The following is a 23,620-nucleotide window of genomic DNA, read 5'->3' on the forward strand; positions in this document are numbered from 1 at the left end:
AACAGCCTCACTTGCCGATACAGAAAGATGAAAAGATAATATCCAGATAATCCTCTGCACCGATTCGGCCAACCAGCCGATCAAGGGAAAGTGATACCTGCCGGATAGCTTCGGCCAACATTTCAGGCGGCAGATCACGCAGATCATGCAGCGCCGCCATAGCTTCGATCAAAGCTTCAGCCTGACGCGCGTGGCTGGCAAGCCCGGCACCCGCAACCCGATCAGACAAAATCCGATGCAGATCATCCAACAGTTCCGCTATCCCCTGCCCGGTTTGCGCGGAAATCCCGACTCCACCCAAATCAGCCTTGCTTCGCACTACAAGATCGCCGTCGTGATACAGTTCCTGATCCGGTTCACCAGCCTCAGACAGATGAATCCGCAGATCCGCCGCCGCGGCCCGCTCGCGCGCACGGTTAACACCCATGGCCTCAACCCGATCATCCGTTTCGCGCAATCCTGCCGTATCCAGCAAAGTCACAGCTAAACCTCTCAGATCCAACCGCAGTTCAATGATGTCACGCGTGGTTCCAGCCAGATCGGAAACCAGGGCCACCTCACGACGCGCAATCCGATTCAGCAAGCTGGATTTTCCGGCATTCGGAGGTCCGACAATCGCCACCTCAAACCCCTGACGCAACCGTTCCGCAGCCGGAAAGCCCGACACTTCAGCCGCAATACTGTCGCGCAATTTATCCAGCAGATCAAACACTTCAGACGGAACCACATCCGGCACGTCTTCATCCGCAAAATCAACGCTGACCTCGACCAAAGCCCCTGCCCGGATCAACAGTTGCCGCCAGCCTTCTGTCTTTGCCCCCAAAGCACCACCAGCGGCCAACATAGCCTGACGACGCTGGCTTTCCGTCTCGGCTTCCAGCAGATCGGCCAACCCCTCGGCTGCGGCCAGATCAATTCGTCCGTTCAAAAAAGCGCGGCGAGTAAACTCCCCAGCCTCGGCACGCCGCAACCCCTGCCGCAGCAAAGCCGCCTCGACGCGCCTGACAACAACCGGCGCACCGTGCAAATGCAGTTCGGCCACATCTTCGCCGGTGAAACTAGCCCCGGCATCAAACCGGATCACCAGCGCCTGATCCAGCACATCGCCATCATCCCGCAACACACGCAGCTCAGCCCGGCGCGGTTCCGGCAAAGAACCCGCCAAGACCTCGGCCGCCTTGCGCGCATCCGGCCCACTGATCCTCAGAATGGAAACACCCCCGCGTCCGGCGGGGGTGGTTTCGGCAAAAATCGTATCCATTCCGGCCCCGTCTAGGCGTTCATCGAATCGAAGAATTCCGAATTGGTCTTGGTCTGCTTCAGCTTGGAAATCAGGAACTCTATGGCATCGGTGGTGCCCATCGGGTTCAGGATCCGCCGCAGCAGATAGGTTTTTTGCAGATCCTTGGCATCGACCAGCAATTCTTCCTTGCGAGTGCCGGATTTCAGAATATCCATGGCCGGGAACACGCGCTTGTCCGCCACTTTGCGATCCAACACGATTTCGCTGTTGCCGGTGCCCTTGAACTCTTCAAAGATCACCTCGTCCATCCGGCTGCCAGTGTCGATCAGCGCAGTGGCAATGATCGTCAGCGACCCGCCTTCCTCGATGTTCCGCGCCGCACCAAAGAACCGCTTGGGCCGCTGCAAGGCATTGGCATCCACACCGCCGGTCAGCACCTTGCCCGACGACGGCACCGTGGTGTTAAAAGCCCGGCCCAGACGCGTGATCGAATCCAGCAGGATCACCACATCACGCTTGTGTTCAACCAGCCGCTTGGCCTTTTCGATCACCATCTCCGACACAGCGACGTGACGGCTCGCCGGCTCGTCAAAGGTCGAGGAAACCACCTCACCCTTCACCGACCGCTGCATATCGGTCACTTCCTCGGGCCGCTCGTCGATCAACAGAACGATCAGATAGCATTCCGGGTGATTACGCTCGATCGAATGGGCGATGTTTTGCAACAGCACCGTCTTACCCGTCCGCGGCGGAGCCACGATCAGTGATCGCTGCCCCTTACCGATAGGCGCAACCAGATCAATGATCCGGGCCGAGCGATCCTTGATGGTTGGATCTTCGATCTCCATCTTCAGCCGTTCATTGGGATACAGCGGCGTCAGGTTGTCGAACGCAACCTTGTGCCGTGCCTTTTCCGGGTCTTCAAAGTTGATCCGCTCGACCTTGGTCAACGCGAAATAGCGTTCATTCTCGCCCGGCGCACGAATCACACCCTCGACCGTATCGCCGGTGCGCAGCGAATGCTGCCGGATCATATCGGGGCTGACGTAAATATCATCAGGACCGGGCAGATAGTTCGCCTCGGTGGACCGCAAAAAACCGAACCCGTCCTGCACCACCTCCAACACACCATCGCCGCCGATGTCCCAGCCATCTTCAGCATGCTCTTTCAGCAGCGAGAACATCATCTCGCCCTTGCGCATGGTCGAGGCGTTCTCGATTTCCCATTCCTCAGCCAAAGCCAGCAGTTCAGCCGGGCTTTTCGCTTTCAGATCGGACAGGTTCAGCCGTTCGGCACTCATCATCTTACCCGCAATGGCACAGGCAGCAACCTATGCACTTTTGTCATGTCAAAGGAAAATCCCGCGCCGGACGGCCGGGGTCGGCAGAACAATAGTCATCAAACCCGCGCGAGTCAACGCCTCAGAATTTCACAATCACCGCCAAAACAATGGCGATCATGAATAGCGTCGGCAATTCATTGGCAATGCGATAGCCGCGCCCGCTCAACCCGCGACCCGCCGCAATCGCTGCAGGCTGCCGTTCCAGCCACAGATGAAACCCGGTCATTCCCAGCAAGCCCACAGCCTTGACCCAGGGCCAAGACATCGACCAGACAACGATGCCCGGCGTCAGCACCAGCATCAGACCGGCCAGCCAGGCGGTTATCATCGCAGGACGCATGATAATCCGCAGCAGCTTGTCTTCCATGATGACAAAGCTGTCCGCCGGCTCGCTGCCCTCCTGCCCGCGTTCCATGTGATAGACGAACAGCCGGGGCAGATAAAACAGCCCTGCCATCCAGGCAATGACCGCCATCACATGAAGGGATTTCACCCAAGGATAAATTGTCGCCAGCAGACTGCCCATCGGACTCTCCGTTTCGTCCCTTAAAGAATAAAAAGAAGAAGAAAGAAATGATGATGTTATAGGTCTTGGGGATAACGGGATGGTTGTTGTTCACCTGATCTTATCCCTGACTGTGGCGGGTGCAGAAAAATATTCTTCTTCTACATGAAAATCATGTTATATCAATTATTTGTTCATGTATAACCCTGTGGATAGACTGGTCATTGTAGAACTGTCCACAGCCAGTCCCTGCCCGTCTGACGATTTGTCCACCTGTGGAAGAATGGGTCATGTTCTTGTTATGATCCGTGCGGTTATCCTCAGTCTATGGCAATCCACCCATTGATCCCCGGTTTTCACAACGCTTTCCCCACGGACTTACCCACAGGGACCGAGTCGTCCGTGCAACAGATGCGGCACATCGGCCACAGAACCCCTTTTCCCCGGACGCGGCCCCGCCTAATCTGACCAAGATCAGATCACATGGCGGCCACCCAAGCATGAGTGACGACGAATCAACCAGACCATCGCGCACCATTCCCTTGGCGGGTGTCATCGGAATGCCGGTTGCGCATTCGCGGTCGCCGCGTCTGCATGGGCACTGGCTGGCGCGTTATGGCATCCCCGGCCATTACGTGCCCCTGCATGTGCTGCCCGAACATCTGGCCGAGGTGCTGCGTATCCTGCCCCGCGCCGGTTTTGTCGGCGTCAATGTCACTATCCCGCACAAAGAGGCGGCGCTGACGCTGGCCGATGTCGTCACTGATCGCGCGGCATTGATCGGGGCGGCGAATACGTTGATCTTTCGCCCAGATGGCAAGATTCATGCAGATAATACAGATGGTTACGGTTTTATCGCCAATCTTCGTCAGAATGCCCCCGACTGGAACCCGGCCATAGGTCCGGCGGCGATTCTGGGGGCCGGTGGGGCGGCGCGGGCCGTGGTTGCCTCGCTGCTTGATTCCGGGGTGCAGGAACTGCGGATCACCAACCGCACCCGCATCCGTTCTGAACAGATCAAGGCCGAATTCGGCGCGCGCATCGTCGTTTATGACTGGGCACAGGCCGGAAATATGCTGGATGGGGCAGCAACGGTTGTGAATGCCACCTCTCTGGGGATGGATGGCAAACAGCCGCTGCGGGTGCCGTTGGATGCGCTTGACCCGGACGCCCTTGTTACTGATCTGGTTTATACCCCGCTTGATACCCCCTTCCTGTCCGAAGCGCGGGCGCGTGGCTGCACCACCGTCGATGGGTTGGGAATGCTGTTGCATCAGGCCGCGCCGGGGTTTGAACGCTGGTTCGGCACAAGGCCCGAAATCGACCAGGCCGCCCGCGACGCCGCGTTGTCATGACCTTCCGTCTGGGTCTGACCGGCGGTATCGGCATGGGCAAATCCACCACCGCCCGGATGTTTGCCGACCGTGGCGTGCCGGTTTGGGATGCGGATGCGGCAGTGCATCGTCTTTACGCCCCCGGCGGCGCGGCGGTTGCCCCGGTCATCGCGCTGGTCCCCGCTGCTGCCGCACCTGACGGTGGTATTGACCGCCCCGCGTTGAAATCCGCGCTGGCGGCTGACCCGGCGCTGTTGCCCCGGCTGGAAGCTGTCGTTCACCCGTTATTGCGCCATGATCGCGCTGTCTTTCTGGCTGCCCACCCTGATGCGCCTGTTGTGTTGTTCGACATCCCGCTGCTGTTTGAAACCGGCGCTGATGCCGAGATGGACGGAACCGCCACCGTGTCTGTCGATGCGACCACACAGTGCGCCCGTGTTCTGGCGCGCGGCACCATGGATGATGCGATGCTGAACCAGATCCTGTCGCGCCAGTTGACCGATGCTGAACGCCGCACCCGCGCCAGCTGGATCATCCCGACCTATACGCCCGAATCCGCCCTTGCCGCAGTGGATGCGATCCTGCAAGACATCCCCCATGCGTGAGATTGTTTTCGACACCGAAACCACCGGGGTTGAGCCGGACAAGGGCGACCGTATCGTCGAAATCGGCGCGATCGAGCTGGTGAACCACCTGCCCACCGGCAGACATTTTCATGAATATATCGACCCCGAACGCCCGATGCCGGCCGAAGCCTTTGCGGTTCACGGCCTTGGCGATGATTTTCTGCGCGGCAAGCCGAAATTCGCCCAGATCGCTGCTCGCTGGATCGAATTCATCGGGTCTGACACCAAGCTGATCGCTCATAACGCCCGTTTCGACTTTGGCTTCATAAATGCCGAATTTCGCCGCATCGGTCAGCCGCTGCTGGATGATCGCCGGATGATCGACACCCTGGCCATGGCACGGTCGAAATTTCCGGGTGCGGGCAATTCGCTGGATGCGCTGTGTCGCCGCTTTGGTATTGATAATTCCAACCGCGATTTGCATGGCGCGCTGATCGACACCCATTTGCTGGCCGAGGTCTATCTGGAACTGATCGGCGGTCGCCAGCCCGACCTGATCCTTGCGCCACAACCGCAGAAATCCGAACAGCGCACCATCGCCGCGCCGGTTGCAGCGGTGCCTGCCGGTCCGCGCCCCGCGCCCTTGGCCCCGCGCCTGACGGAATCCGAATCCGCCGCCCATGCCGAATTCGTGGCCAAGCTGGGCGAAAGCGCGATCTGGCGACGCTGGATGCCCGGCTAGAATCGGGCCGGGGTTGCGCCGCCCGGCAATAGCCCGCATCTTGGCACCAACAGCCGGAACGGGGGACAGGTGCTGAATCTGCTGCGTGATCTCTGGGCGTTCATTGCTGCCATCGGCGAACGGATCGACAAGATCCATATGGGCCTGATTGCGGCAGGCGTGGCCTTTTACGCCATGTTCGCAGTGTTTCCCGGCCTCGCCGCGATCATCGCGCTGTGGAGCCTGTGGTTCGATCCCAATGTCATCAATGAATACATGAATGTCGCACATGAATTCATTCCTGACAGCGCACAGGATATTCTGGATACCCAGATCAATGCATTGCTGTCAGCAGGACGCACGAATATCGGCTGGACGTCCTTTGTGTCCTTCATGATCGCCACCATTGCTGCCCGCGCGGGGATTGACGCACTGGTCAGGGGGCTGAACGCCGCCTATGGGGTGCGGTCGCATTCGACGATCTTTGGCTTTATTCTGGCCTATGGGTTGACGCTGGCCATTGTCGGCGTGGTGCTGATGGGGCTGGCCACCATCGTCATCGTGCCGATCATCATCAACTTCATGACCTTCGGCCCGCTGCGGGCGTGGCTGGTGACGGCCCTGCCCTGGGTGGCGATGTTCATGATCGTGATCCTGGCCATCGGCATCCTCTATCGCTATGGCCCGAACGTCAAAACCCCGCGCACGCCGATCTTTACTTGGGGGGCGCTGTTTGCCGCGTTGGCATGGGCGGCGGCCTCGATGGCGTTTTCGGCTTATCTGAGCAGTTTCAACAGCTATAACCGCATCTACGGGTCCATCGGTGCGGTGGTGGCCCTGCTGATGTGGTTTTATCTGGCCGGGTTTTCCGTGCTGCTGGGCGCACTGATTAACGTCGAGATCGCCCGCCGCCGCCGCATCAGTGCCGCGCGTCAGGCCCGGCAAAGCGCATTGGCGGCGGCGCGGAAAGGCTGATTCAGACGTTCATCCCCTCGGTCGAGGCAAAGAACATCGCCTGCGACACGGCCGAGCGGACCTGTTCTTCGGAATAGGGTTTGGAAATCAGGAACGCCGGTTCGGGCCGGTCGCCGGTCAGCAGCCGTTCCGGGAAGGCGGTAATAAAGATCACCGGCACATCGCCCAGCGTGCCCATCAGATCGTTGACGGCATCAATGCCCGACGATCCGTCAGCCAGTTGAATATCGGCCAGAATCAGATCGGGGCGCTTGGCCCCGCCCAGTTCGACGGCGGCGGTATGGGTGCGGGCCACGCCCGTCACCTCGTGACCCATGGTCTGAACGATGCCCTTCAGGTCCATGGCGATGATGGTTTCATCCTCGATAATCATTACCTTGCCGCGGATCGCCCGGCCCATCTCGTTCAGGGCGATCTGGATCAGTTCTTCCGCCTCGGTCTGTTCGATCTGCATCACCTGCGCGATCTGGTCATAGCGCAGTTCCTCGATGGTTTTCAGCAACAGTGCCTCGCGGGAATTGGGCGTCAGGCTGCGCAGATGTGCCTGTGCACGGGCCTCGCGCCCGTCGGCTGTGCTGTTTTCCACCGGCTGGCCGCTGGATTGCCAGATGGCGTGAAAGGTGCGGAACAGACCGATCCGCATGTCGGATTCGCCCTCGATCACGGAACGGTCGGTCAGAATTGCCTCCAGCGTCGCGGCCGCATAATTGTCGCCAGCGGTCTGGCTGCCGGTCAGGGCGCGAGCATAGCGGCGAAGATAGGGCAGTTCGCGTCCGATGGACTGGGCAAGATCTGCGGAAGACATGGTGCTTTGACCCCTGTTGAGAATTTTGTGGTCCGTCGGGAACCTTGGCAGGCTCCTACATGTTGGGCAAGGTGCGCACAAGAATTTCAGGACTAACAAACTTATGCCAACCAAACGGGATGAACGGCGGCGGGTCGCCATCGAAAAGCAGATCGACGAAAATCTGCGCCGCACCTATGAACAGGATGCGCAGCAGCAGGTTCCCGACAAACTGCTTCAGCTTCTTCAGAAACTGCGGGAACAGGATCAGGCATGACCGGAACCACCCGACGGCCCGATCAGGCCGCGAACACCGCCGATCCGCGTGATGAGTTGGTGGAACATCTGCCCGCCCTGCGCGCCTTTGCCCTGTCGCTGACCCGCGAAGGGGCGGCGGCCGACGATCTGGTGCAGGATACCATCGTCAAGGCATGGACGAACATGGATAAATTCCAGCCCGGCACCAATCTGCGGGCGTGGCTGTTCACCATTCTGCGCAACAATTTTTATTCCGCACGCCGCAAAACCCGGCGCGAGGTATCGGACAGCGATGGCATCCATGCCGCGCGGCAGGCCACCCGGCCTGAACATGACGGTCGTCTGGCCATGCGCGATTTCCGCGTTGCCTTCGACCAGCTTCCCGACGAACAGCGCGAGGCGCTGATCCTTGTCGGCGCCTCGGGCTTTTCTTATGAAGAGGCTGCCGATATGACCGGCGTTGCCGTGGGCACCGTAAAATCGCGGGCGAACCGGGGCCGCCGCCGGTTGGCAGAGCTGTTGCAGCTGGCCGATGGCGAGGAACTGGAAATGACTGACCGCGCGACCTTGGCGGTGATGGCCACAAATCAGCCCGTCAGCCGCTGACCGCACGGCATAACCTAACGACAGGGGTGATGCGTCGTGCTGAGGGCTTTACGCGAAAGGCTGGAATTCACCAAGGGTCTGGGCTTTCGTCTGGCCACGCTGTTGACTGTGGCGATCCTGCCGTTGGGTCTGATCTCGCTGGTGCAAACCCTGCATCTTTTGCGTGAAGCCGAACGCAGCGCTGAAATCGCGCTGTTGGGGCGCACCGCCTCGGCGGCGGCGGGGGAACGCGCCTTGCTGCAAGGTGCGCTGGGGGCTGCCGATGCGTTGGGTCCGGCAGTGCTGGAAACCATCGACAACCCCACCGCGTGCAGCGAGGTGATGCGCGGCTTTGTCGAACGCAGCGCGACGTTCATTTCTGCCGCCTATGTGCCGTTGTCGGGGGTTTCCGGCTGTGTCTCTTTGCACGGCTCTGCGGTGCTCGATTTTCAGGATTCCGAGGTTTATCAGATTTTCATGGAAAGCCGTGGCACCGTTGTCACCGCGCTGGAACAGGGCAGGATCACCGGGCGTCCGGTGGTGGTTGTGGCGCAGCCGCTGTATGATGATCGTGATCTGATTGGCTATGTCGTCGTCGGTCTGTCCAAGGAATTGCTGTATTCCACCCATTCACTGAATTTCGGCACCGAGGGCGCGCGCATTCTGACTTTTTCCAGCCGTGGCGATATGCTGACCGTGGACCGGCCCTTTGATCAGGATGTGTCGGGTATCCTGCCGCACGGCATGGTGCTGACCGACCTTCTGGATAACACCGACGCCACCTTTCGCGATGTGACCAGCACGGGCGAGGAACGTGCCTTTACCGTTGTGACCGTGGTGCCCGGTCTGGTCTATGCCCTTGGCAGCTGGAGTCCGCAGACCGCCGGTATTGCCGGGTTTAAAACCACCCGTCTTGCCGCCATCGCCATTCCCATCGCGCTGTGGGCGGTATCGCTGCTGGTGTCCTATTTTGCCGTTTACCGGCTGGTTCTGCGGCATATCCGTGAATTACGCGGCCAGATGCGCCGTTTTGCCATTGGCAATCGCGATGCCCCACCGCCGGTGCTGCGTGATGCTCCGGCGGAAATCGCGGATGTCAGCCAGACCTTCCACAACATGGCCCGCATTCTCATCCGTGACGAAGAAGCGATGGAGGAAGCCGTCGCCGAAAAAACCGTTCTGCTGAAAGAGGTTCACCACCGGGTCAAGAACAACCTGCAACTGATCGCCTCGATCATCAACATGCAAAGCCGGATGATCGACCACGAGGATGCCAAGCGGGTTTTACGATCCGTTCAGGACCGGGTGGCGGCGCTGGCCACGATTTATCGCAATCTGTATCAGGCTGAACATCTGGATGCGGTGAATGCCGACCGGCTGATCGGCGATATTATCAACCAGATGGTGAACATCTCGATTGCGCCGGGCACCGCACTGAAGGTCGAGACCGATTTTCAGCCGCTGACGCTGTTGCCCGATCAGGCTGTGCCCCTGTCGCTTTTGGCGACCGAGGCCGTTACCAACGCGTTGAAATACGCGGGCATCCCCCCCGGTGCCGATGCGGCGACGGTTCGCGTTATCCTGTCGGTGCCTGAAACCGGCCGCGCGCTGTTCGCCGTTGAAAACACCATGGGTGAAGCGATTATTGATTCCGAAAGCACCGGCCTTGGCAGTCAATTGATCGAGGCATTTTCAACCCAGCTTGACGGCGAGGCCGAGACCGGCATCGAAGGTCACCGCTATTTCCTGCGCCTGCTGTTCCGCGTCGATACCCAAAACACTCCCGAAGCGGGCGATGATCGCAAAGTGGTGCTGACCTCGACCCCGCGCGAGGGGGCGCGGCATTAACCGCGTTGCCGGCGATGGTATCGGCACGGTGTGCCAAGCCGTCCGTGTGCCGTCGGATGTGGCGGCCTAACCGGCCATCGGTCATGACCCCGGTTGGCAGCTGACAGGAAAACAGATCAAAGCCTCACTTGATCGCGGCCATGGCGCAGCTATGTTTGCGCCATGGATGCGACGCAGGCGAAACCGACTTATGATCTTTCGACCGGACGGGGGCTGATCGCCTGCCCTCGTTGCGATGCGCTGCATATCGAAGAAGATCTGGATCACGGCGAAACTGCCCGCTGCGTCCGTTGTCATACCGTGCTGGCCCGGCCCCGTGCGGGGGCCTTTGTGCAGTTGATCGCACTGTCATTCACCTCGATGGTATTGCTGATCGGAGCGGTGTTTTTTCCGTTTCTGGAAATCTCGCGCATGGGGATCGGCAATGCCACATCGCTGTTCGGGGTGGCGCTGGCTTTTGCCGATGGTGTGTTGCTGCCGCTGGTGCTGGCGGTGTTGGCGATGATTATTGCCCTGCCGGTGTTCAGGTCGTTTCTGCTGTTATATACGCTGATGCCGCTGGCGCAGGGGCGGCGGCCCTATGCCTATGCCGCTGATGCCTTCCGCATGGCCGAGGCGCTGCGCCCCTGGTCCATGGCCGAGATTTTCGTGATCGGCACCTCGGTCGCGCTGGTCAAGGTGGCGGGGCTGGCCAGTGTCCATCTTGGCCCGGCCTTCTGGGCCTTTTGCGGGCTGATCTTTGTCAATATCGCCGCCCGTGCCTTTATGTGCCAGACCACCGTCTGGGACGCCATCGAACAGGGCAACGCCCTGCCCCCCGCCGGTGATCCTGCATGAGCGGTGTCGCGCCCTTGCCAGATGGCCCTGATGCCGCCGATGCCGTCGCGCCGGTGATGACGGCGCGCCGCGCCGGACTGGTGGGTTGCCGCAGTTGCGGGCGGGTCTGGCCGGTGGATCAGGACCGCTGCGCCCGTTGTCACGCCGCGCTGGTGCGGCCCGACCGGCGCGGGCTGGCCGCCGTCTGGGCATGGATGGCCGCGGGGGTCATCTTTTACATCCCCGCCAATCTTTACCCGATGATGAGCACGCGCACCTTTGCCGGGCTGAAAGGCAGCGGCGAGGCGACGATCCTTGGCGGCGTGATGCAACTGATCGAACATGGAAATTACGACATTGCCATCATCGTCTTTGTCGCCTCGGTTATTGTGCCGATTGGCAAGTTCATTGCCATCGCCTGGCTGGCGCTGGTGGCGGGCAGCCCGGCCACCGTGCATGACGCGCATCTGCGGTTGAAAGTCTATGAGGTGGTCGAATTCATCGGCCGCTGGTCGATGATCGATGTGTTCGTGGTGGCGATCCTGTCGGCGCTGGTGCAGCTTGGCTTTGTCGCCTCGATCCATCCCGGCCCGGCGGCGGTCTGCTTTGCGCTTTCTGTTGCGTTCACCATGCTTTCCGCGCAAAGCTTTGATCCGCGATTGATCTGGCGCGGTTTGCCGCTGCGCACCCGCAGCACCTGATACCGACAACCCGCGCGGACCTGCATGACTGACACACCTCCCCCCCTGCAACCTGCCAGCCCGGTTCGCCGCACCGCCCGCCGCGCGGCCGAGGCGGGGGTGAACATCATCTGGCTGGTGCCGATCCTGGCGCTGCTGGTGACGCTGGCCATCGGCTGGAACAGTTATATGGGGCGCGGCACGCTGATCCATGTCGCGTTCAGGGACGCCACCGGCATCAATCCGGGCGAAACCCCGCTGAAATTCCGCGAAATCAATGTCGGCAAGGTCGAGGCGGTGCGGTTTACCGAAGATCTGTCCTCGGTCATCGTCGATATTCGGGTGGACCGCGATCTGGCGCAATATATCGACGATCAGGCCGAATTTTGGATCGTGCGCCCGCAGGTGACGGCGCGCGGGATCACCCGGCTGGATACGGTGCTGACCGGGGCCTTTATCGAAGGTTACTGGGATGCCGATGTTACCGAACCCAGCAGCGATTTCATCGGGCTGGACCGGGCACCGCTGACGCGTGAGGATGCCAAGGGCACCTGGGTGATCGTGCAGACCAATGATGCCGAGGGTCTGTCCGAAGGCGCGCCGGTGATGTATCGCGGCCTGCCGGTGGGACGGATGGAGAACCTGCGCATCTCGCCCGATGGCGAAGCCGTGCAGGCCGATGTTTTTGTCGAAGCCCCGCACGATCAGCGGCTGACCACGGCCAGCGTGTTCTGGGACAGCGGCGGGGTGTCGGTCAGCCTTGGCACGCAGGGGGTGTCGGTGGGTGTCAACTCGCTGGCGTCGCTGTTGCAGGGGGGTATCCAGTTCGGCACCTTCGTCAGCGGTGGTGCGCCGGTCGAACGCGGCCATGTCTTTGCGTTGAACGCTGATGAGGATGCGGCCCGCAGCAATATCTTTGCCGGGGACGAATCCGGTCAGACGCGGTTCACGCTGTTGCTGGAACAGGGGGTGCGCGGGCTGGAACGCGGGGCCGATGTGCAGTTTCAGGGCCTCAGCGTCGGACGTGTGACCGATCTGTCGGTGCGGGTCAGCACCGATCCGCCGCGCGAGGTGTTTCAACAGGTCACGGTCGCGTTATCGCCGGCACGGCTGGGTTTGCCCCCCGATACAAGCAGCGATCAGGTGACGGCATTCATTGCCTCTGCCGTGGAACAGGGCCTGCGCGCCCGCCCGGCCAGTGCGGGTTTTCTTGGCACTTCGCTGATGATCGAGCTGTTCGAGCTGCCCGAGACCCCGGAACAGCCGCTGATGCTGGATCTGGCGGGTGATCCCTATCCGATCATCCCTTCGGTGCCCGGCGATCTGTCCGATTTCAGCGATACGGCGCAGGGGATGCTGTCGCGCATTGGCAATCTGCCGATCGAAGACGTGCTGAAATCCGCCACTGACATGATGAACAGCATCACCCATCTGGCCAGCAATCCCGATACACGCGCCATTCCCGAAACCCTGCGCCGCACGCTGGATGATGCGCAAAGCACGTCGTCCGACATCCGCGATATGGTGCAGGATTTCAAAGACAGCGGCGCGGTAGACAATCTGAACACCCTGCTGTCAGAAGCATCGGCGGCGGCGCAATCGCTGCGCGAGGCGGCCGCGAATGCGCCGGACATGATCGAAAAGATGGATCGCGCGGCGGCCAAGATCGAGGAATTCAACTTTGCCGAGATCAGCACCCAGGCCGAGGGCATCTTGCAGGATCTGCGCGTGATGCTGGGGTCCGAGGATGCCGAACAACTGCCCCGCCATCTGTCGGATACCTTGCAGGCGGCCTCTGGTCTGCTGAACGATCTGCGCGATGGCAATGCTGCGGGCAGTCTGAATGCCGCGCTTGGTTCGGCCCGCGTCGCCGCGGACGAGGTTGCGGTGGCCGTGCGTGATCTGCCGCAGCTTGTCCAGCGTCTGCAACAGACCGCCGGACGGGCCGAGGCGGTGATCGCCGCCTATGGCGACCGTTCGACCTTTAACACCGAGGCGGTGACGATGCTGCGCGAATTGCGCCGGGCGACGGCGGCTTTTGGATCGCTGGCGCGCACCATCGAACGCAACCCCCGCGCCTTTATTCTGGGACGATGACCGCATGATCCGAACCGCCCTTGCCCCGTTTGCCGCGCTGTTGCTGCTGCTGGCCGCCTGTTCCAACCCGGAAAAGACCGGGCGCTATCTGGTCGATCCGCCGACCGCCGCGCGTGAACTGCCCAACCGGCTGGGCACCGCCGAATTGCGTGACGTATCCCTGCCTGAATATGCGGCGCATGATGAAATCGCCTGGCAGACGCCGGATGGTGCGGTGCGTTCGAACCCGCGTAACATCTGGGCCGATAATCCGCAGCGCGCTTTTACGCTGGTGCTGGCGCGGTCGATTTCCGAACTGTCCGGTGCAACCGTCATCGCCGAGCCGTGGCCGCTGATGACCGTGCCTGACCGCAAGATCGACGTGCGCGTGGAACGCGCGCTGGCGCAAGCGAATGGCACTTATCGTCTGGCAGGCAGCTATTACGTGTCGGATGAAAGCGGCACGGCGGGCGGCAATCATGCGCGCAGCTTTGATATTGTGGTGCCGTTGCAGGATCAGGGGCCGGGGGCCGTCGCGTTGGCGCAATCGGCGGCGATCACGCAACTGGCCCGGCAGATCGCCACTTTGGGCGGGCCGGGCAGCAGCTTTGTCACCCGCCGCCCCGCCGCGATCGATCCGTTTGATCTGCCGCCGTTGCTATAACGGAAACGGGCGGCCTTTTGGCCGCCCGTCCCGTTCCATGGGTGAAATGGTTGAGGACGAACTGATTACGCGGAATAACCCATGGGACGATTTTTACCGGAACGCTGTCTTGTGCCCCGGTCAGAGGCGAGCCAAGCCATTCGGTCGATAATTGGCCGGACGAATCTGGCAAACATAGCCGGGTCAGGATTGAAGGCCCCCGGCTGACCGACACCGCCGCAATCTTCACAATCCGGGATTGTGCCCCAACAATTTGGGCACGCCCCCAACGCACAAGCCAACATTTCGGCGTGGTCGGTCAGCAAGGTGTTTTCCCGCATAACCCTGCGGTAATCGTTCAGGTCCGGGTGGTCGGCGGCGGAACGAGCGCCCGCGACCGGCTGTCCGGTATTCACAGCCCAGCGCGCATTGTTATCGCTGACGACCCCCTCAGGAACCGCGCACAACGCCCTGAGGGCGGCAATCACAATATTGTCTTCCTTCCGATCCGTCATGGCATCCGACCCCCCTGATGTCCAAGACCGTGCGGGCTGTTTGTGGATTTGGCCGCGCGCCGTCTTTTGCCATGAGTGCAGCTATGACGGGTGGGCGTGAATGCAGCGTGAAAAATTCCGACCTCTGGCGTGAAAAATGCACAGAAAGCGAAAAAATTTTGCGTGGATCACGTCATACGGTTGTTATGTCTGTGTGATCGGGGGTCAGTATTCAGGAAATTTCGGCTGATATGGCAGCACGGGCACTTCTGCCAGGGGGGTTCCGGCTGCGGCATGGGTAATAACGCCATCGCGAGTCGCGGGACAAAACCCGGCTGCCATCTGCCCGGCTAGCCACCGTGCAAGCTGTGGCGCCGCCAGCGATGTGCCCGCCGTAATCCGCACCGATCCGCTGTCGCGCCCGGCAACCGCAATGCCGGAAACGGTGCCGCTGCGATCCGTCACCGCCTGAATGTCGCCGTTGCGCCCGCATGTCAGCAATCCGCTGTAGATCGAACCGGCCCCTGCCCCGTCGCGCGATGTCGCAGGCCGCAGTTGCACCGCCCCTGCCCGCAGCGTTTCCGCGCCGCCTGCATATGTGTTCAGCGTATGTCGCCGCCGCACCCGTGACCGGCTGCGCGGCGGATCGTCAGGCAGCATTCGGTCGACGTCATCGAAAATCCGGTAATGTGGGCAGATCAGCGCGCTTTGCCGCGCCTCGCGCGGATAGCCGGGCACCGCTTCGTCACGCTGCACGCTGATCTCATAAATGCCGTTCGGGGCCTGCGGGTCAATGCTGATCTGCCAGTCGCCCGGCGGTGCCCAGGGGTGGCCGGGCTTGTCCGGGCTGGTCGGCATGGCGATCAGGACGATCCCCTCGCGCCAGGTGCGGCCATCGCCGCTGCGCTGCACGATATAATAGGCGCGCGCAATTTCAGCCTCGGCGCTGTCACGCAGGATGCTGATCTGGCCGTCGGCGGTGAATGTGGTCGGCGCAGGCGGCTGGCCCGGCGCAGCCAGATGCAGCACAAAGGGGCGCGTCGGTGGTTCGGGCAGGCGCGGCCCCCATATCTCTACGGCGCTGTCGGTGTGATCGCCCGGTTGCAGCCGCCATGTCAGCTCCTGCCCCCGGCGCAGCCGCCCGCACAACATCGCCTGTCGGTGGTTGCCCATCGGCAGCACGAAACGGATCGGTCCCAGATCGCGCGGCCCGGATCGCGACAGCGCGTCCATGAACTGTTCCAGCAAGCTGGACCCGTCACGCGGCCCGGCGGTCAAGCCATAGCTGATGTTGATAACCAGCGGCATCCGCACCGTTCCCGATGCCAGCCCGTGCCGTTCCTCGGTAAAGCGGCAAAGCTGGCGCGCGCGCAGCACCACGAACAGGATCGCCGCCAGAATATAGGGCGGTGCCGATACGCCCATACTGTCCTCGGTCAGTTTCGAGGGCAGGCTGACGCCGATTACCGGATGATCGCGGCCCGCTGTGTCATCCGGGGCGAAACCGGCGGCCAGCATCGCCACCGCCGCGCCATGTCCGCCCGCATAACCGGCCGAGGGCCGCAGCCCGCGCCCGTAATCCAGCACCCCGGCGGCGCGATACAGCGAATCTTCGTCCGGCAGGCTGCCATTGCGCAGTTGGGCCAGCAGCCTGTCGATCCCCTGCCCGCGCCATTCGCGGCCAAAGGGCAGATCGCCGCCGGGGCCGGGCCGGGCATCCTGCGCCCAGATCGCGGCGACCCGGCTGTGATCCCCTGCCCGCAACATTTCATGCGCAAAGGGAATGGCGTCGTCGATCACCGCGATGATCGCGGCGCGGGCCGGATCGGCGGGCAGAACCGCATCGTTCAGAAAACCGCCTGATCTGGCGCCGCCCCAGGCTTCGTTCCCCGGATCATCACTCATCGCATCAGGGGGTAACAGGCCGCCCGGATCGGCCAGAAAGGTGGAAAAGGCCGAAACGATGGCCTGTGCGATCATGGCGCGGCCCCGGTCATGGTCGGATTGCTGTCAGGGGGTGATGCGCCATCGTGCCGGTCATGGCCAAGCGCACGGTCGATCAGATCGCAAAGTGCGGCTTCGATCTGGCTGAACAGGGGTGCTGCGGCATCACCCGGATCGGGCGTCAGTTCGCGGCGCAGATCCAGCCAGCGATGCACATAGGGCGACATGCCGGGCGGGTAATCCTCGAACGCGGGTTGTGGCGGTGAAAAGGTCAGCGCCGCAGCGGGTTTCAGCTCCATCGGTTGGTCCAGTCCTTGCGGGCCTGTGCCCACAGCCAACCCCACAGGGGTGCCGGGCGCACCGGGCTGGCGGCGGTGAATTCTGCGGCGGGGTCATCGCCCGTCAGCATCTGCGCAAATTCGCCCAGATGGAAATCGCGCGGCTGATTGCCCTGCACCCAGCGGGTGCCGTCCATCCGAACGCCGCCCGCCTGCCCCGCCGATACCGCCCGCGCCACCAGATAGCGCGCCAGCGTCATCCCCAGCATCGCCCCGGCGGCGCTGTCGGCGGGGTAATGCACCCCGGCAACCGTGCGGTTCGCGGCGATGCGGCTGGCCATGCGGAACAGTTGGCTGTCGGCGGCCAGCGTGGCCCCCGGATCGTCCAGAAGTGTCAGCAGCGTGGCCAGCAGAAACGCCTGCGTCGCATGGCCCGAGGGAAAGGCGGCATGGGCGGGCGTGTTGATCACCGGCTGAATCCGGTTGGAAAACTGGTTCGGGCGCGGGCAACCCAGCGCCAGCTTGACCCGCATCACTGCGCAATCCGACAGATCCAGCGCAATCGACAGCATATCGCCGATGCGGCGGCTGCGTTCGGGTTCCAGCGGCAGGATCGCGGTAAAGAACGGCATCAGGTCGGTGGTCTGGGCCAGAATTTCGGCCATGCGATCATCACGCAGATCGGCATATCCCCCGACCAGAGGAATGGCGCGGCGGAAATCCTCGGGCTTTGGGGCGATAAATTCGGCCAGCGGCATCAGATCGCCCGCGGTTGCCCGGCGCTGCCATCGGGCGGTATGGGCCACGGGCGATCCCGTGTCGGAAGCGGATTCAAAGGCCATATCCTCAAGCAATTCGGTCAGCACAACCGTGCTGCGATAATCAGCCGACAGGCGTGCCAGCCTCTCGCCCTGATCCAGAACCGGCGTTCCGGGCGCCTGTCCGGTGATAAGGCCCGACCCGACGATGCCATCACGGGCGCGCATCAAGGCTTCGGCCAGCAGGGTGTCAGCAGGGGCATTATCCCCTAATGCCTTGGCATTTTTTGCATTCTTGGCGTTTTTCGCATTTTTTGCGTTCAGGATCGACATATCTGCACCCGCCCTGCCCCAAAGAACAGCCTGAGCATTGATTATGCTGGCCTTCTTTGCGGTGCAGCAATAGCATGTTCGGGTCTGCGCAACAACATTTAACAACTGTGACACACCTGACACTCAGGCTTATCGGTTCTGTGACCATGGCTGGTTCTGACCGACGTGAACGGACGCCTCGCAGCATGAAAGGCCGCGGGTTGTTGGCGGTGTTGGGTATCTCGCGCGGGTTGCGGCAGACCAAGACGCATTTACAGGATCTGTTATATAGCCGCAGCGAACCGGAACAGGGCGCGGCCAGCATCCGACAGCTTTTGCGTGAAATCCGGCTGGCGCTGGATGACCGGCGCGATGTTTTGCGGTCCGGTCCGGGTTGGATCGGGCTGGATATGAACAGCGTCATCGTCGATCTGACGCCCCGGCCCGGTCCCGATGGTCGCCCGCTGGAATTCGCCGCCGATCTGGATATTCCCGACCCCGAATTCGAAAACTGGCTGCGTGATACGCGGATGCATGTCGAAAACCGGGCCGTGGCTCCGGCAGCGCCGCTGTCTGCTGGTCCGCCCCGGCTGATGGTTCAGTCCCCGGTTTCCACCGACCCGGATGCCGCGCTGCTGGCTGAAATGTTGATGATGGAGGCCGCCCTGCGTGCCTCGGACATCACGCCGCTGATCGTCATTCAGCCGGATGACGGCGCCGAGATGCAGGCCGATCTGGTGTTGCGGGTGCGGGCGCTGCGCGGGGCCGACCGCACCATGCTGTCGGCGTCGCTGGTGCAGACCGGCACCGCACATGTGATCTGGAACCAGTCGTTCCATATCGAAACCGGCAGCAGCCGTATGCAGACGCATCTGTGCGCCGCCGATATGACCTTTGCGATCCTCAAGGCGGCCGAGGCGGCGGATGCACTGAATCAGACGCGGCGTTTCCCGCTGGGTGATATTTTCAGCTATTCCCGACTGCCGCTGATGCGGGCGGATCAGGTGCTGGACACCAGCTATGACCAGCTTCGGCCTGCTGTTGCGCTGGCGCTGAGGGCCTATATCCGCAACACCTTGCTGATCGAACGGCTGACTGATGATCCCGCAGGCGCGCTGGACGAAGCCGACGAATTTTCCCGACGCGCGCTGGAACTGGCGCCGCATAACGCCACTGTTCTGGCGGTGGCGGCGGTGATCGCATCCTATCGCAACCACAAGGAAACCGAATACCGGCTGGTGCAGCAGGCGGTGCGGGCCGATCCGCTGAATCCGCTGGCGATGTTTGCGCATTCACTGGTGCTAAGCGATCTGGACCGCCACCAGGAGGCCGCCAGCATCGCCAGTGACGGCATGAACAGCGCGCTGTCGGCGCTGAACCCGGCGACCTGGCTGCTGCGGCGCAGCGCGGCATCGTTCCGGCATGGCGATCTGGAAGGGGCACAGCGGTTTTTTGCCGCCACGCATCAGATGGCCCCCGACAACCGCCCCGCGCTGCGGTTTCTGGCGGCCTTGCTGTATCACAACGGCGACCACGAAGGGGCGCGTCAGGCGCTGATAAAGCTGAAACAGATCGAGCCGGATTTCTCGTTGGATCTGATGGCCAGTGACGGCTATCCGGTTGATTCTCTGCGCAATGCCGGGATGCTGGCGATCACCCGCTCGGGGCTGATCTAGGCGGGTGATGCCCTCTGGCGCGGGTGGGGCAAAGCCGTGTAGCCTTGTGGTTGCAACAAGGAGCCGAGGATGCCGCGCAAGACCGCCCGTTATGTGATCGTCCCCGATGACAACGTGTTTAACGACAGCATGGACACGACCAGCTTTCGCCTGTTCCGGTCGATGCACCACACCCTGTTCAACAGGCGTGGCCTGCGCCCGATGGGCAGTCTGACGCAGGGCAGTGATGATGGTTCGGTCCCGGCGGTCCGCCCGCCGCTGCGGGTGATGGAGACCGATGTCGGGCGTATCCGTCTGATTGATTCCATCGGCGAGAACGAGGCATCGCTGGTCGCCATGACCGCCGATCAGGCGCGGGAATTGCAGCGCAACTATCCCGGTTTGCGGGTGCGGCGCGAATTGCAGCTGATCCCGCTGTGGCCTGGGGCTGTGAACCTGATCCGTCGTCATGCCCGGCCCGCGGCCTTTCGTTCGGCCAAGGAACTGGACCTGCGCTGCATTGATGCGGAAACCGGCCAGCCGGTGGCCGGGGTGCCGCTGGTGATCGTGCTGGACGCGCGGCGGGGTTTTGGCATTTCCGATGTGGTCACGGATGAGAACGGGCGCTACCGCACCCCGCTGCCTGCCGGGCAAAGCGTGATCGACGCGGTGATCTGTCAGCCCTTTTCCGGGCATTGGCCGGGCGGCGCGGAATCGGTTGCGGTGCACGATACCGGCGCCACCGAACTGACCATCGCTCTGACCCCGCTGGCCAAGGATTTCCGCGACGGGCTGGACCGGATGCTGACCCCGGCCCAGCCCATGGACGGGCAGGGGGTGCGGGTGGCCATTATCGACACCGGCGTTGATCCGGCACAGGGGCTGAATCTGGAAAAGGGCCTGAACACCACCGGATCGGAACCGGCGGATGAATGGTTTGACAATGGCAGCGGGCATGGCACGCATGTGGCTGGCATCGTCGCGCGGGTGGCCCCCGCGGTCGTTCTGCATTCCTATCGTGTCTTTGAAAAGGATGCCGGTGGGGCCAGCGAATTTTCTATCGCCCGCGCCATCCGCCAGGCGGTCGAGGATGGCTGCGACATTATCAACCTCAGTCTGGGGCAGGCGTCCGAACCCATCGCCATCTCGCGAGAGGTGCGGCGGGCGCGGGCCTTGGGCGTGGTCTGCATCGCGGCCACCGGCAATGATTACATGTCGCCGGTGTCCTATCCGGCGCGATCCGGTGTGGTGGTGGCGGTATCGGCGGGCGGGGTGCTGAACGCCTGGCCGGATGGCGCGTCCACCGGGCGCAATGTCGCCGCCGACCCGGCGCCGGTGAATGACCGCTTTTTCGCCTCTTTCAGCAATATCGGCCCAGAAGTGGACTTTATCGGACCGGGCGTTGGTATTATATCTTGGGTCAACAAGACCTCGAAGGGCGTGATGGACGGCACGTCGATGGCCTGTCCGGCGGTGGCCGGGCTGTTCGCGCGGTTGCTGTCGGCCAATGCGGAAATTTTGTCGGCAGAGCGAAACCAACAGCGATCCGACGACATTATCAGAATGGCGAACAGCCATGCGGTGCCGATCGGGTTCGGCAACAGATACGAAGGGGCGGGGCTGATCGGTTAGGGGAAAGATGATGAAGGCGCAACGCAAGAACATCCACAGCTATGTGCTGGTCTATTCCGATGACTGTGATCCCTCGCGCGAGGAAACGGCCGAGGTTCTGGATCATCTCAGCCCGCTGCCGGCCGAGGAAATCCTGCCCGGCACCATCCGCGTCCAAGGCCCCGCGCGCGAGGTGCGCCGTTGCGCCGGCGAACTGGCGCATTGGCGGCTGTCACAAGAAAAGATCCTGTCGCTGAATCCCCCGCACAAGGCGATGCGGCGCTGATGACCCGCCGTTTCGGCCCTGATGACGGGCTGGCCATGCTGCGCGTGACGGAATCGCAACTGCCGTTGGACAGTTATGCCACACGCGGCGGATACGATCCGGCCTTTGTTCAGCCCGACGATCCTTTGCCGCTGCCCGGTGCGGGCCGTTGGTCTGACGATCTGGTGCCGCTGATCCCCGATGCGTTGTCCCCCGGACAAGACCCGACGGAACTGCGCTATACCCATTTTTCCGTGCGCATGTCGCGATCCCGCGCGCTGCCCTTGTTCAGCGCCTGCAATATTGACGGCAGCCGATCCGACCGCACGATCCCGCGCAGCAACACATGGCGCCGTGATCCACGCATTGCCCCCGAATATCAGAACCTGCGGCAAGGTTATGGTCACGAGGGGCAGGGTCTGTTCAGCCGCGGCCACATGACCCGGCGCGAAGACCCGAACTGGGGCGACCGCGATACCGCGCGGCAGGCTGATGCCGATACGTTTCATATCACCAATGTCGCGCCGCAGCGGCAGGGGTTCAACGGTGGTATCTGGCTGCGGCTGGAAGATTACGTGCTGGACAATACCGACCGCGCCAACATGCGGGTGTCGGTCATCACCGGGCCGGTGCTGTCGCCCGATGATCCCGTCTATTACAACCGCCGGATACCGACCGCCTTCTGGAAGGTGATCGCCTTTGTTCACGCAGATTCGGGCGAACTGACCACCATCGGTTATCGGCGGTCGCAGATGGATTACCTGCCGCGGCCGTCGGGCGGCCGCTTTGTCTTTGCTGATTTCCACGATAGTCAGGTGCCCGTCGCCGCCATCGCCGCCGAAAGCGGCCTTGAGCTGACAGAATGGGCAGAATGCGATGTGATGGCCGGGGCATCCCCCGATCTGGAAATCCGCGTTACCGGGGTCGGCGACGTCTATCTGATGCGATAGCCTCCCGTATCCGGCCTGCCAGGTTTTCAGACAATCCCGAAAAAGGAAACGGGCCGTCCGAGGAGGAACGGCCCGCGAGATCCACGGAGATGGTCCGGTTAGGGATGGAAGTCCGCCCCGTCCCAATCAGGGTTTACGACCTTTGGGTTTGCCCTCAGGCCACGGCCCCCCTGACTGTTCCGACACCTCTCTCCAATATCACTCTCGACACTGGACCACCTCCTTTCAATAAGTTGCCGTTGCAAGGACAGGGTGCCACAGATCGAGAATCTGTCAATCAGGTTTCTTGCTGTTGTCGCAACAAATTGCGCACGATGATGCGGAACGGCACAAGAGCCAGTAGCGCCAGCAGCATTTTCACCAGCCAGTCGGCCACGCCCAAGGATTGCCAGAAGGGCAGTTCGGGACCAAATCCCAGCAGCGGCGCGGCTTCATTGGCCCAGCCGGTGTTGGCGTCATGGGGCAGGGCGGCTGTAAAGGCGATGGTAAAGAACAGCGCCGTATCGACCAGCGACCCCAGAGAAGACGACATCAGCGGTGCACGCCACCACGATCCTTCGCGCAGGCGGTTGAAGACGGCCACATCCAGCAATTGTGCGGTCAGAAAGGCGACGCCGGACCCGATGGCGATACGCAGCGTCGTCAGATCGAAGCCAAAGGCAATCAGCGAACAGGCAACCCCGGTGACAAAACCGGCATAGACAACGCGGCGCGCGGCAGCAGGTCCATAGACCCGGTTCATCACATCGGTCACGAGAAAGGTGAACGGATAGGTAAAGGCACCCCAGGTCAGATAGGCGCCGATATGATATTGAACAAGAATATTGGCGGCCACGACGATGATGGCCATGGCAATGATGCCGGGCAGAAAGCGGGTCATGCGGATTTCCGTTTTACAAGGTGGCGGAACAACTCGGCCCAAGGTCGGGCAAGGGCGGCGCATACGCGGGGGCGGGCCGTTGTGTCAAGGCTGTTC

25 protein-coding genes are annotated in these 23,620 nt (G+C 62.0%); 16 read left to right on the forward strand and 9 right to left on the reverse strand.

Annotation, left to right across the window (positions count from 1 at the left end; translation table 11 throughout):
- Positions 1-7: 7 nt before the first annotated feature.
- The 3 genes from mnmE to Q4G22_RS08720 form a co-directional block, all read right to left on the reverse strand.
- Entirely contained in the window at positions 8-1,261 is a 1,254-nt protein-coding gene (gene mnmE / locus Q4G22_RS08710; protein ID WP_303385513.1) for a tRNA uridine-5-carboxymethylaminomethyl(34) synthesis GTPase MnmE, read from the reverse strand.
- An 11-nt stretch (positions 1,262-1,272) separates the two neighbouring features.
- A complete protein-coding gene (gene rho, locus Q4G22_RS08715) occupies positions 1,273-2,544 on the reverse strand; it encodes a transcription termination factor Rho (protein WP_303385514.1) in 1,272 nt (423 codons plus the stop codon).
- A 121-nt stretch (positions 2,545-2,665) separates the two neighbouring features.
- The gene (locus Q4G22_RS08720; RefSeq protein WP_303385515.1) at positions 2,666-3,112 is read right to left on the reverse strand and encodes a CopD family protein; all 447 of its coding nucleotides are present in this window, start codon (positions 3,110-3,112) and stop codon (positions 2,666-2,668) included.
- Between the two features lie 479 nt (positions 3,113-3,591).
- Here Q4G22_RS08720 and Q4G22_RS08725 point away from each other — a divergent pair, with 479 nt between their 5' ends.
- The 4 genes from Q4G22_RS08725 to Q4G22_RS08740 all read left to right on the forward strand — a co-directional run bounded on the left by Q4G22_RS08725 (position 3,592) and on the right by Q4G22_RS08740 (position 6,687).
- Positions 3,592-4,446: a shikimate dehydrogenase gene (locus Q4G22_RS08725; protein WP_303385516.1), complete on the forward strand. Its 855-nt coding sequence runs from the start codon at positions 3,592-3,594 to the stop codon at positions 4,444-4,446.
- On the forward strand, positions 4,443-5,030 hold the full coding sequence (gene coaE / locus Q4G22_RS08730; protein ID WP_303385517.1) for a dephospho-CoA kinase: 588 nt from the start codon (positions 4,443-4,445) through the stop codon (positions 5,028-5,030). The genes Q4G22_RS08725 and coaE overlap by 4 nt, the downstream gene beginning before the upstream one ends.
- The gene (dnaQ, locus tag Q4G22_RS08735) at positions 5,023-5,733 is read left to right on the forward strand and encodes a DNA polymerase III subunit epsilon (protein ID WP_303385518.1); all 711 of its coding nucleotides are present in this window, start codon (positions 5,023-5,025) and stop codon (positions 5,731-5,733) included. The genes coaE and dnaQ overlap by 8 nt, the downstream gene beginning before the upstream one ends.
- Before the next feature lie 69 nt (positions 5,734-5,802).
- Positions 5,803-6,687: a YihY/virulence factor BrkB family protein gene (locus tag Q4G22_RS08740; RefSeq protein ID WP_303385519.1), complete on the forward strand. Its 885-nt coding sequence runs from the start codon at positions 5,803-5,805 to the stop codon at positions 6,685-6,687.
- Position 6,688: 1 nt separating this feature from the next.
- Here the strand turns inward: Q4G22_RS08740 and Q4G22_RS08745 are convergent, their stop codons facing one another.
- Positions 6,689-7,492, reverse strand: a complete 804-nt coding sequence (locus tag Q4G22_RS08745; protein ID WP_303385520.1) for a response regulator — start codon at positions 7,490-7,492, stop codon at positions 6,689-6,691.
- 103 nt (positions 7,493-7,595) lie between these two features.
- Here Q4G22_RS08745 and Q4G22_RS08750 point away from each other — a divergent pair, with 103 nt between their 5' ends.
- The 7 genes from Q4G22_RS08750 to Q4G22_RS08780 all read left to right on the forward strand — a co-directional run bounded on the left by Q4G22_RS08750 (position 7,596) and on the right by Q4G22_RS08780 (position 14,398).
- On the forward strand, positions 7,596-7,748 hold the full coding sequence (locus Q4G22_RS08750; protein WP_303385521.1) for a NepR family anti-sigma factor: 153 nt from the start codon (positions 7,596-7,598) through the stop codon (positions 7,746-7,748).
- Entirely contained in the window at positions 7,745-8,335 is a 591-nt protein-coding gene (locus Q4G22_RS08755) for an RNA polymerase sigma factor (RefSeq protein WP_303385522.1), read from the forward strand. The genes Q4G22_RS08750 and Q4G22_RS08755 overlap by 4 nt, the downstream gene beginning before the upstream one ends.
- A gap of 36 nt (positions 8,336-8,371) precedes the next feature.
- On the forward strand, positions 8,372-10,162 hold the full coding sequence (locus Q4G22_RS08760) for a sensor histidine kinase (RefSeq protein ID WP_303385523.1): 1,791 nt from the start codon (positions 8,372-8,374) through the stop codon (positions 10,160-10,162).
- A 162-nt stretch (positions 10,163-10,324) separates the two neighbouring features.
- A complete protein-coding gene (locus Q4G22_RS08765; RefSeq protein WP_303385524.1) occupies positions 10,325-10,999 on the forward strand; it encodes a paraquat-inducible protein A in 675 nt (224 codons plus the stop codon).
- Complete coding sequence (locus Q4G22_RS08770; RefSeq protein WP_303385525.1) at positions 10,996-11,679, forward strand: paraquat-inducible protein A; 684 nt, start codon at positions 10,996-10,998, stop codon at positions 11,677-11,679. Before Q4G22_RS08765 ends, Q4G22_RS08770 begins: the two co-directional genes overlap by 4 nt.
- A 24-nt stretch (positions 11,680-11,703) precedes the next feature.
- Complete coding sequence (locus Q4G22_RS08775) at positions 11,704-13,755, forward strand: intermembrane transport protein PqiB (protein ID WP_303385526.1); 2,052 nt, start codon at positions 11,704-11,706, stop codon at positions 13,753-13,755.
- A gap of 4 nt (positions 13,756-13,759) precedes the next feature.
- Positions 13,760-14,398, forward strand: coding sequence for a membrane integrity-associated transporter subunit PqiC (locus Q4G22_RS08780; protein WP_303385527.1), 639 nt, complete (start codon positions 13,760-13,762; stop codon positions 14,396-14,398).
- A gap of 65 nt (positions 14,399-14,463) precedes the next feature.
- On the opposite strand, the gene Q4G22_RS08785 is transcribed toward Q4G22_RS08780, so the two are convergent.
- Positions 14,464-14,892, reverse strand: coding sequence for a hypothetical protein (locus Q4G22_RS08785; protein WP_303385528.1), 429 nt, complete (start codon positions 14,890-14,892; stop codon positions 14,464-14,466).
- Between the two features lie 17 nt (positions 14,893-14,909).
- On the opposite strand from Q4G22_RS08785, the gene Q4G22_RS08790 reads away from it, so the two are divergent.
- The gene (locus Q4G22_RS08790) at positions 14,910-15,089 is read left to right on the forward strand and encodes a hypothetical protein (protein WP_303385529.1); all 180 of its coding nucleotides are present in this window, start codon (positions 14,910-14,912) and stop codon (positions 15,087-15,089) included.
- Positions 15,090-15,096: 7 nt separating this feature from the next.
- Here the strand turns inward: Q4G22_RS08790 and Q4G22_RS08795 are convergent, their stop codons facing one another.
- From Q4G22_RS08795 to Q4G22_RS08805, 3 genes are read right to left on the reverse strand one after another with little or no spacing between them, the layout of a single operon-like run.
- Positions 15,097-16,851, reverse strand: a complete 1,755-nt coding sequence (locus tag Q4G22_RS08795) for a hypothetical protein (RefSeq protein WP_303385530.1) — start codon at positions 16,849-16,851, stop codon at positions 15,097-15,099.
- Positions 16,848-17,114, reverse strand: a complete 267-nt coding sequence (locus Q4G22_RS08800) for a hypothetical protein (RefSeq protein WP_303385531.1) — start codon at positions 17,112-17,114, stop codon at positions 16,848-16,850. The genes Q4G22_RS08795 and Q4G22_RS08800 overlap by 4 nt, the downstream gene beginning before the upstream one ends.
- The gene (locus Q4G22_RS08805) at positions 17,105-18,079 is read right to left on the reverse strand and encodes a phosphatase PAP2 family protein (protein ID WP_303385532.1); all 975 of its coding nucleotides are present in this window, start codon (positions 18,077-18,079) and stop codon (positions 17,105-17,107) included. Before Q4G22_RS08805 ends, Q4G22_RS08800 begins: the two co-directional genes overlap by 10 nt.
- A gap of 290 nt (positions 18,080-18,369) precedes the next feature.
- Here Q4G22_RS08805 and Q4G22_RS08810 point away from each other — a divergent pair, with 290 nt between their 5' ends.
- From Q4G22_RS08810 to Q4G22_RS08825, 4 genes are all read left to right on the forward strand, one after another.
- A complete protein-coding gene (locus Q4G22_RS08810; protein WP_303385533.1) occupies positions 18,370-19,839 on the forward strand; it encodes a tetratricopeptide repeat protein in 1,470 nt (489 codons plus the stop codon).
- Between the two features lie 69 nt (positions 19,840-19,908).
- The gene (locus Q4G22_RS08815) at positions 19,909-21,450 is read left to right on the forward strand and encodes a S8 family serine peptidase (protein WP_303385534.1); all 1,542 of its coding nucleotides are present in this window, start codon (positions 19,909-19,911) and stop codon (positions 21,448-21,450) included.
- Between the two features lie 10 nt (positions 21,451-21,460).
- Positions 21,461-21,715: a hypothetical protein gene (locus Q4G22_RS08820; RefSeq protein ID WP_303360646.1), complete on the forward strand. Its 255-nt coding sequence runs from the start codon at positions 21,461-21,463 to the stop codon at positions 21,713-21,715.
- Positions 21,715-22,644 carry a DNA/RNA non-specific endonuclease gene (locus Q4G22_RS08825; RefSeq protein ID WP_303385535.1) on the forward strand — a complete coding sequence of 310 codons (930 nt, stop codon included), beginning with the start codon at positions 21,715-21,717 and terminating at the stop codon, positions 22,642-22,644. The genes Q4G22_RS08820 and Q4G22_RS08825 overlap by 1 nt, the downstream gene beginning before the upstream one ends.
- Before the next feature lie 277 nt (positions 22,645-22,921).
- Here Q4G22_RS08825 and Q4G22_RS08830 read toward each other — a convergent pair whose 3' ends face one another.
- Positions 22,922-23,524 (reverse strand): VUT family protein, encoded by a 603-nt coding sequence (locus Q4G22_RS08830; protein ID WP_303385536.1) that lies wholly within the window; start codon positions 23,522-23,524, stop codon positions 22,922-22,924.
- Positions 23,525-23,620 lie beyond the last annotated feature (96 nt).

Origin of the sequence: Paracoccus sp. (in: a-proteobacteria), assembly GCF_030538655.1 — a bacterium.
Classification (GTDB): Bacteria; Pseudomonadota; Alphaproteobacteria; order Rhodobacterales; family Rhodobacteraceae; genus Paracoccus.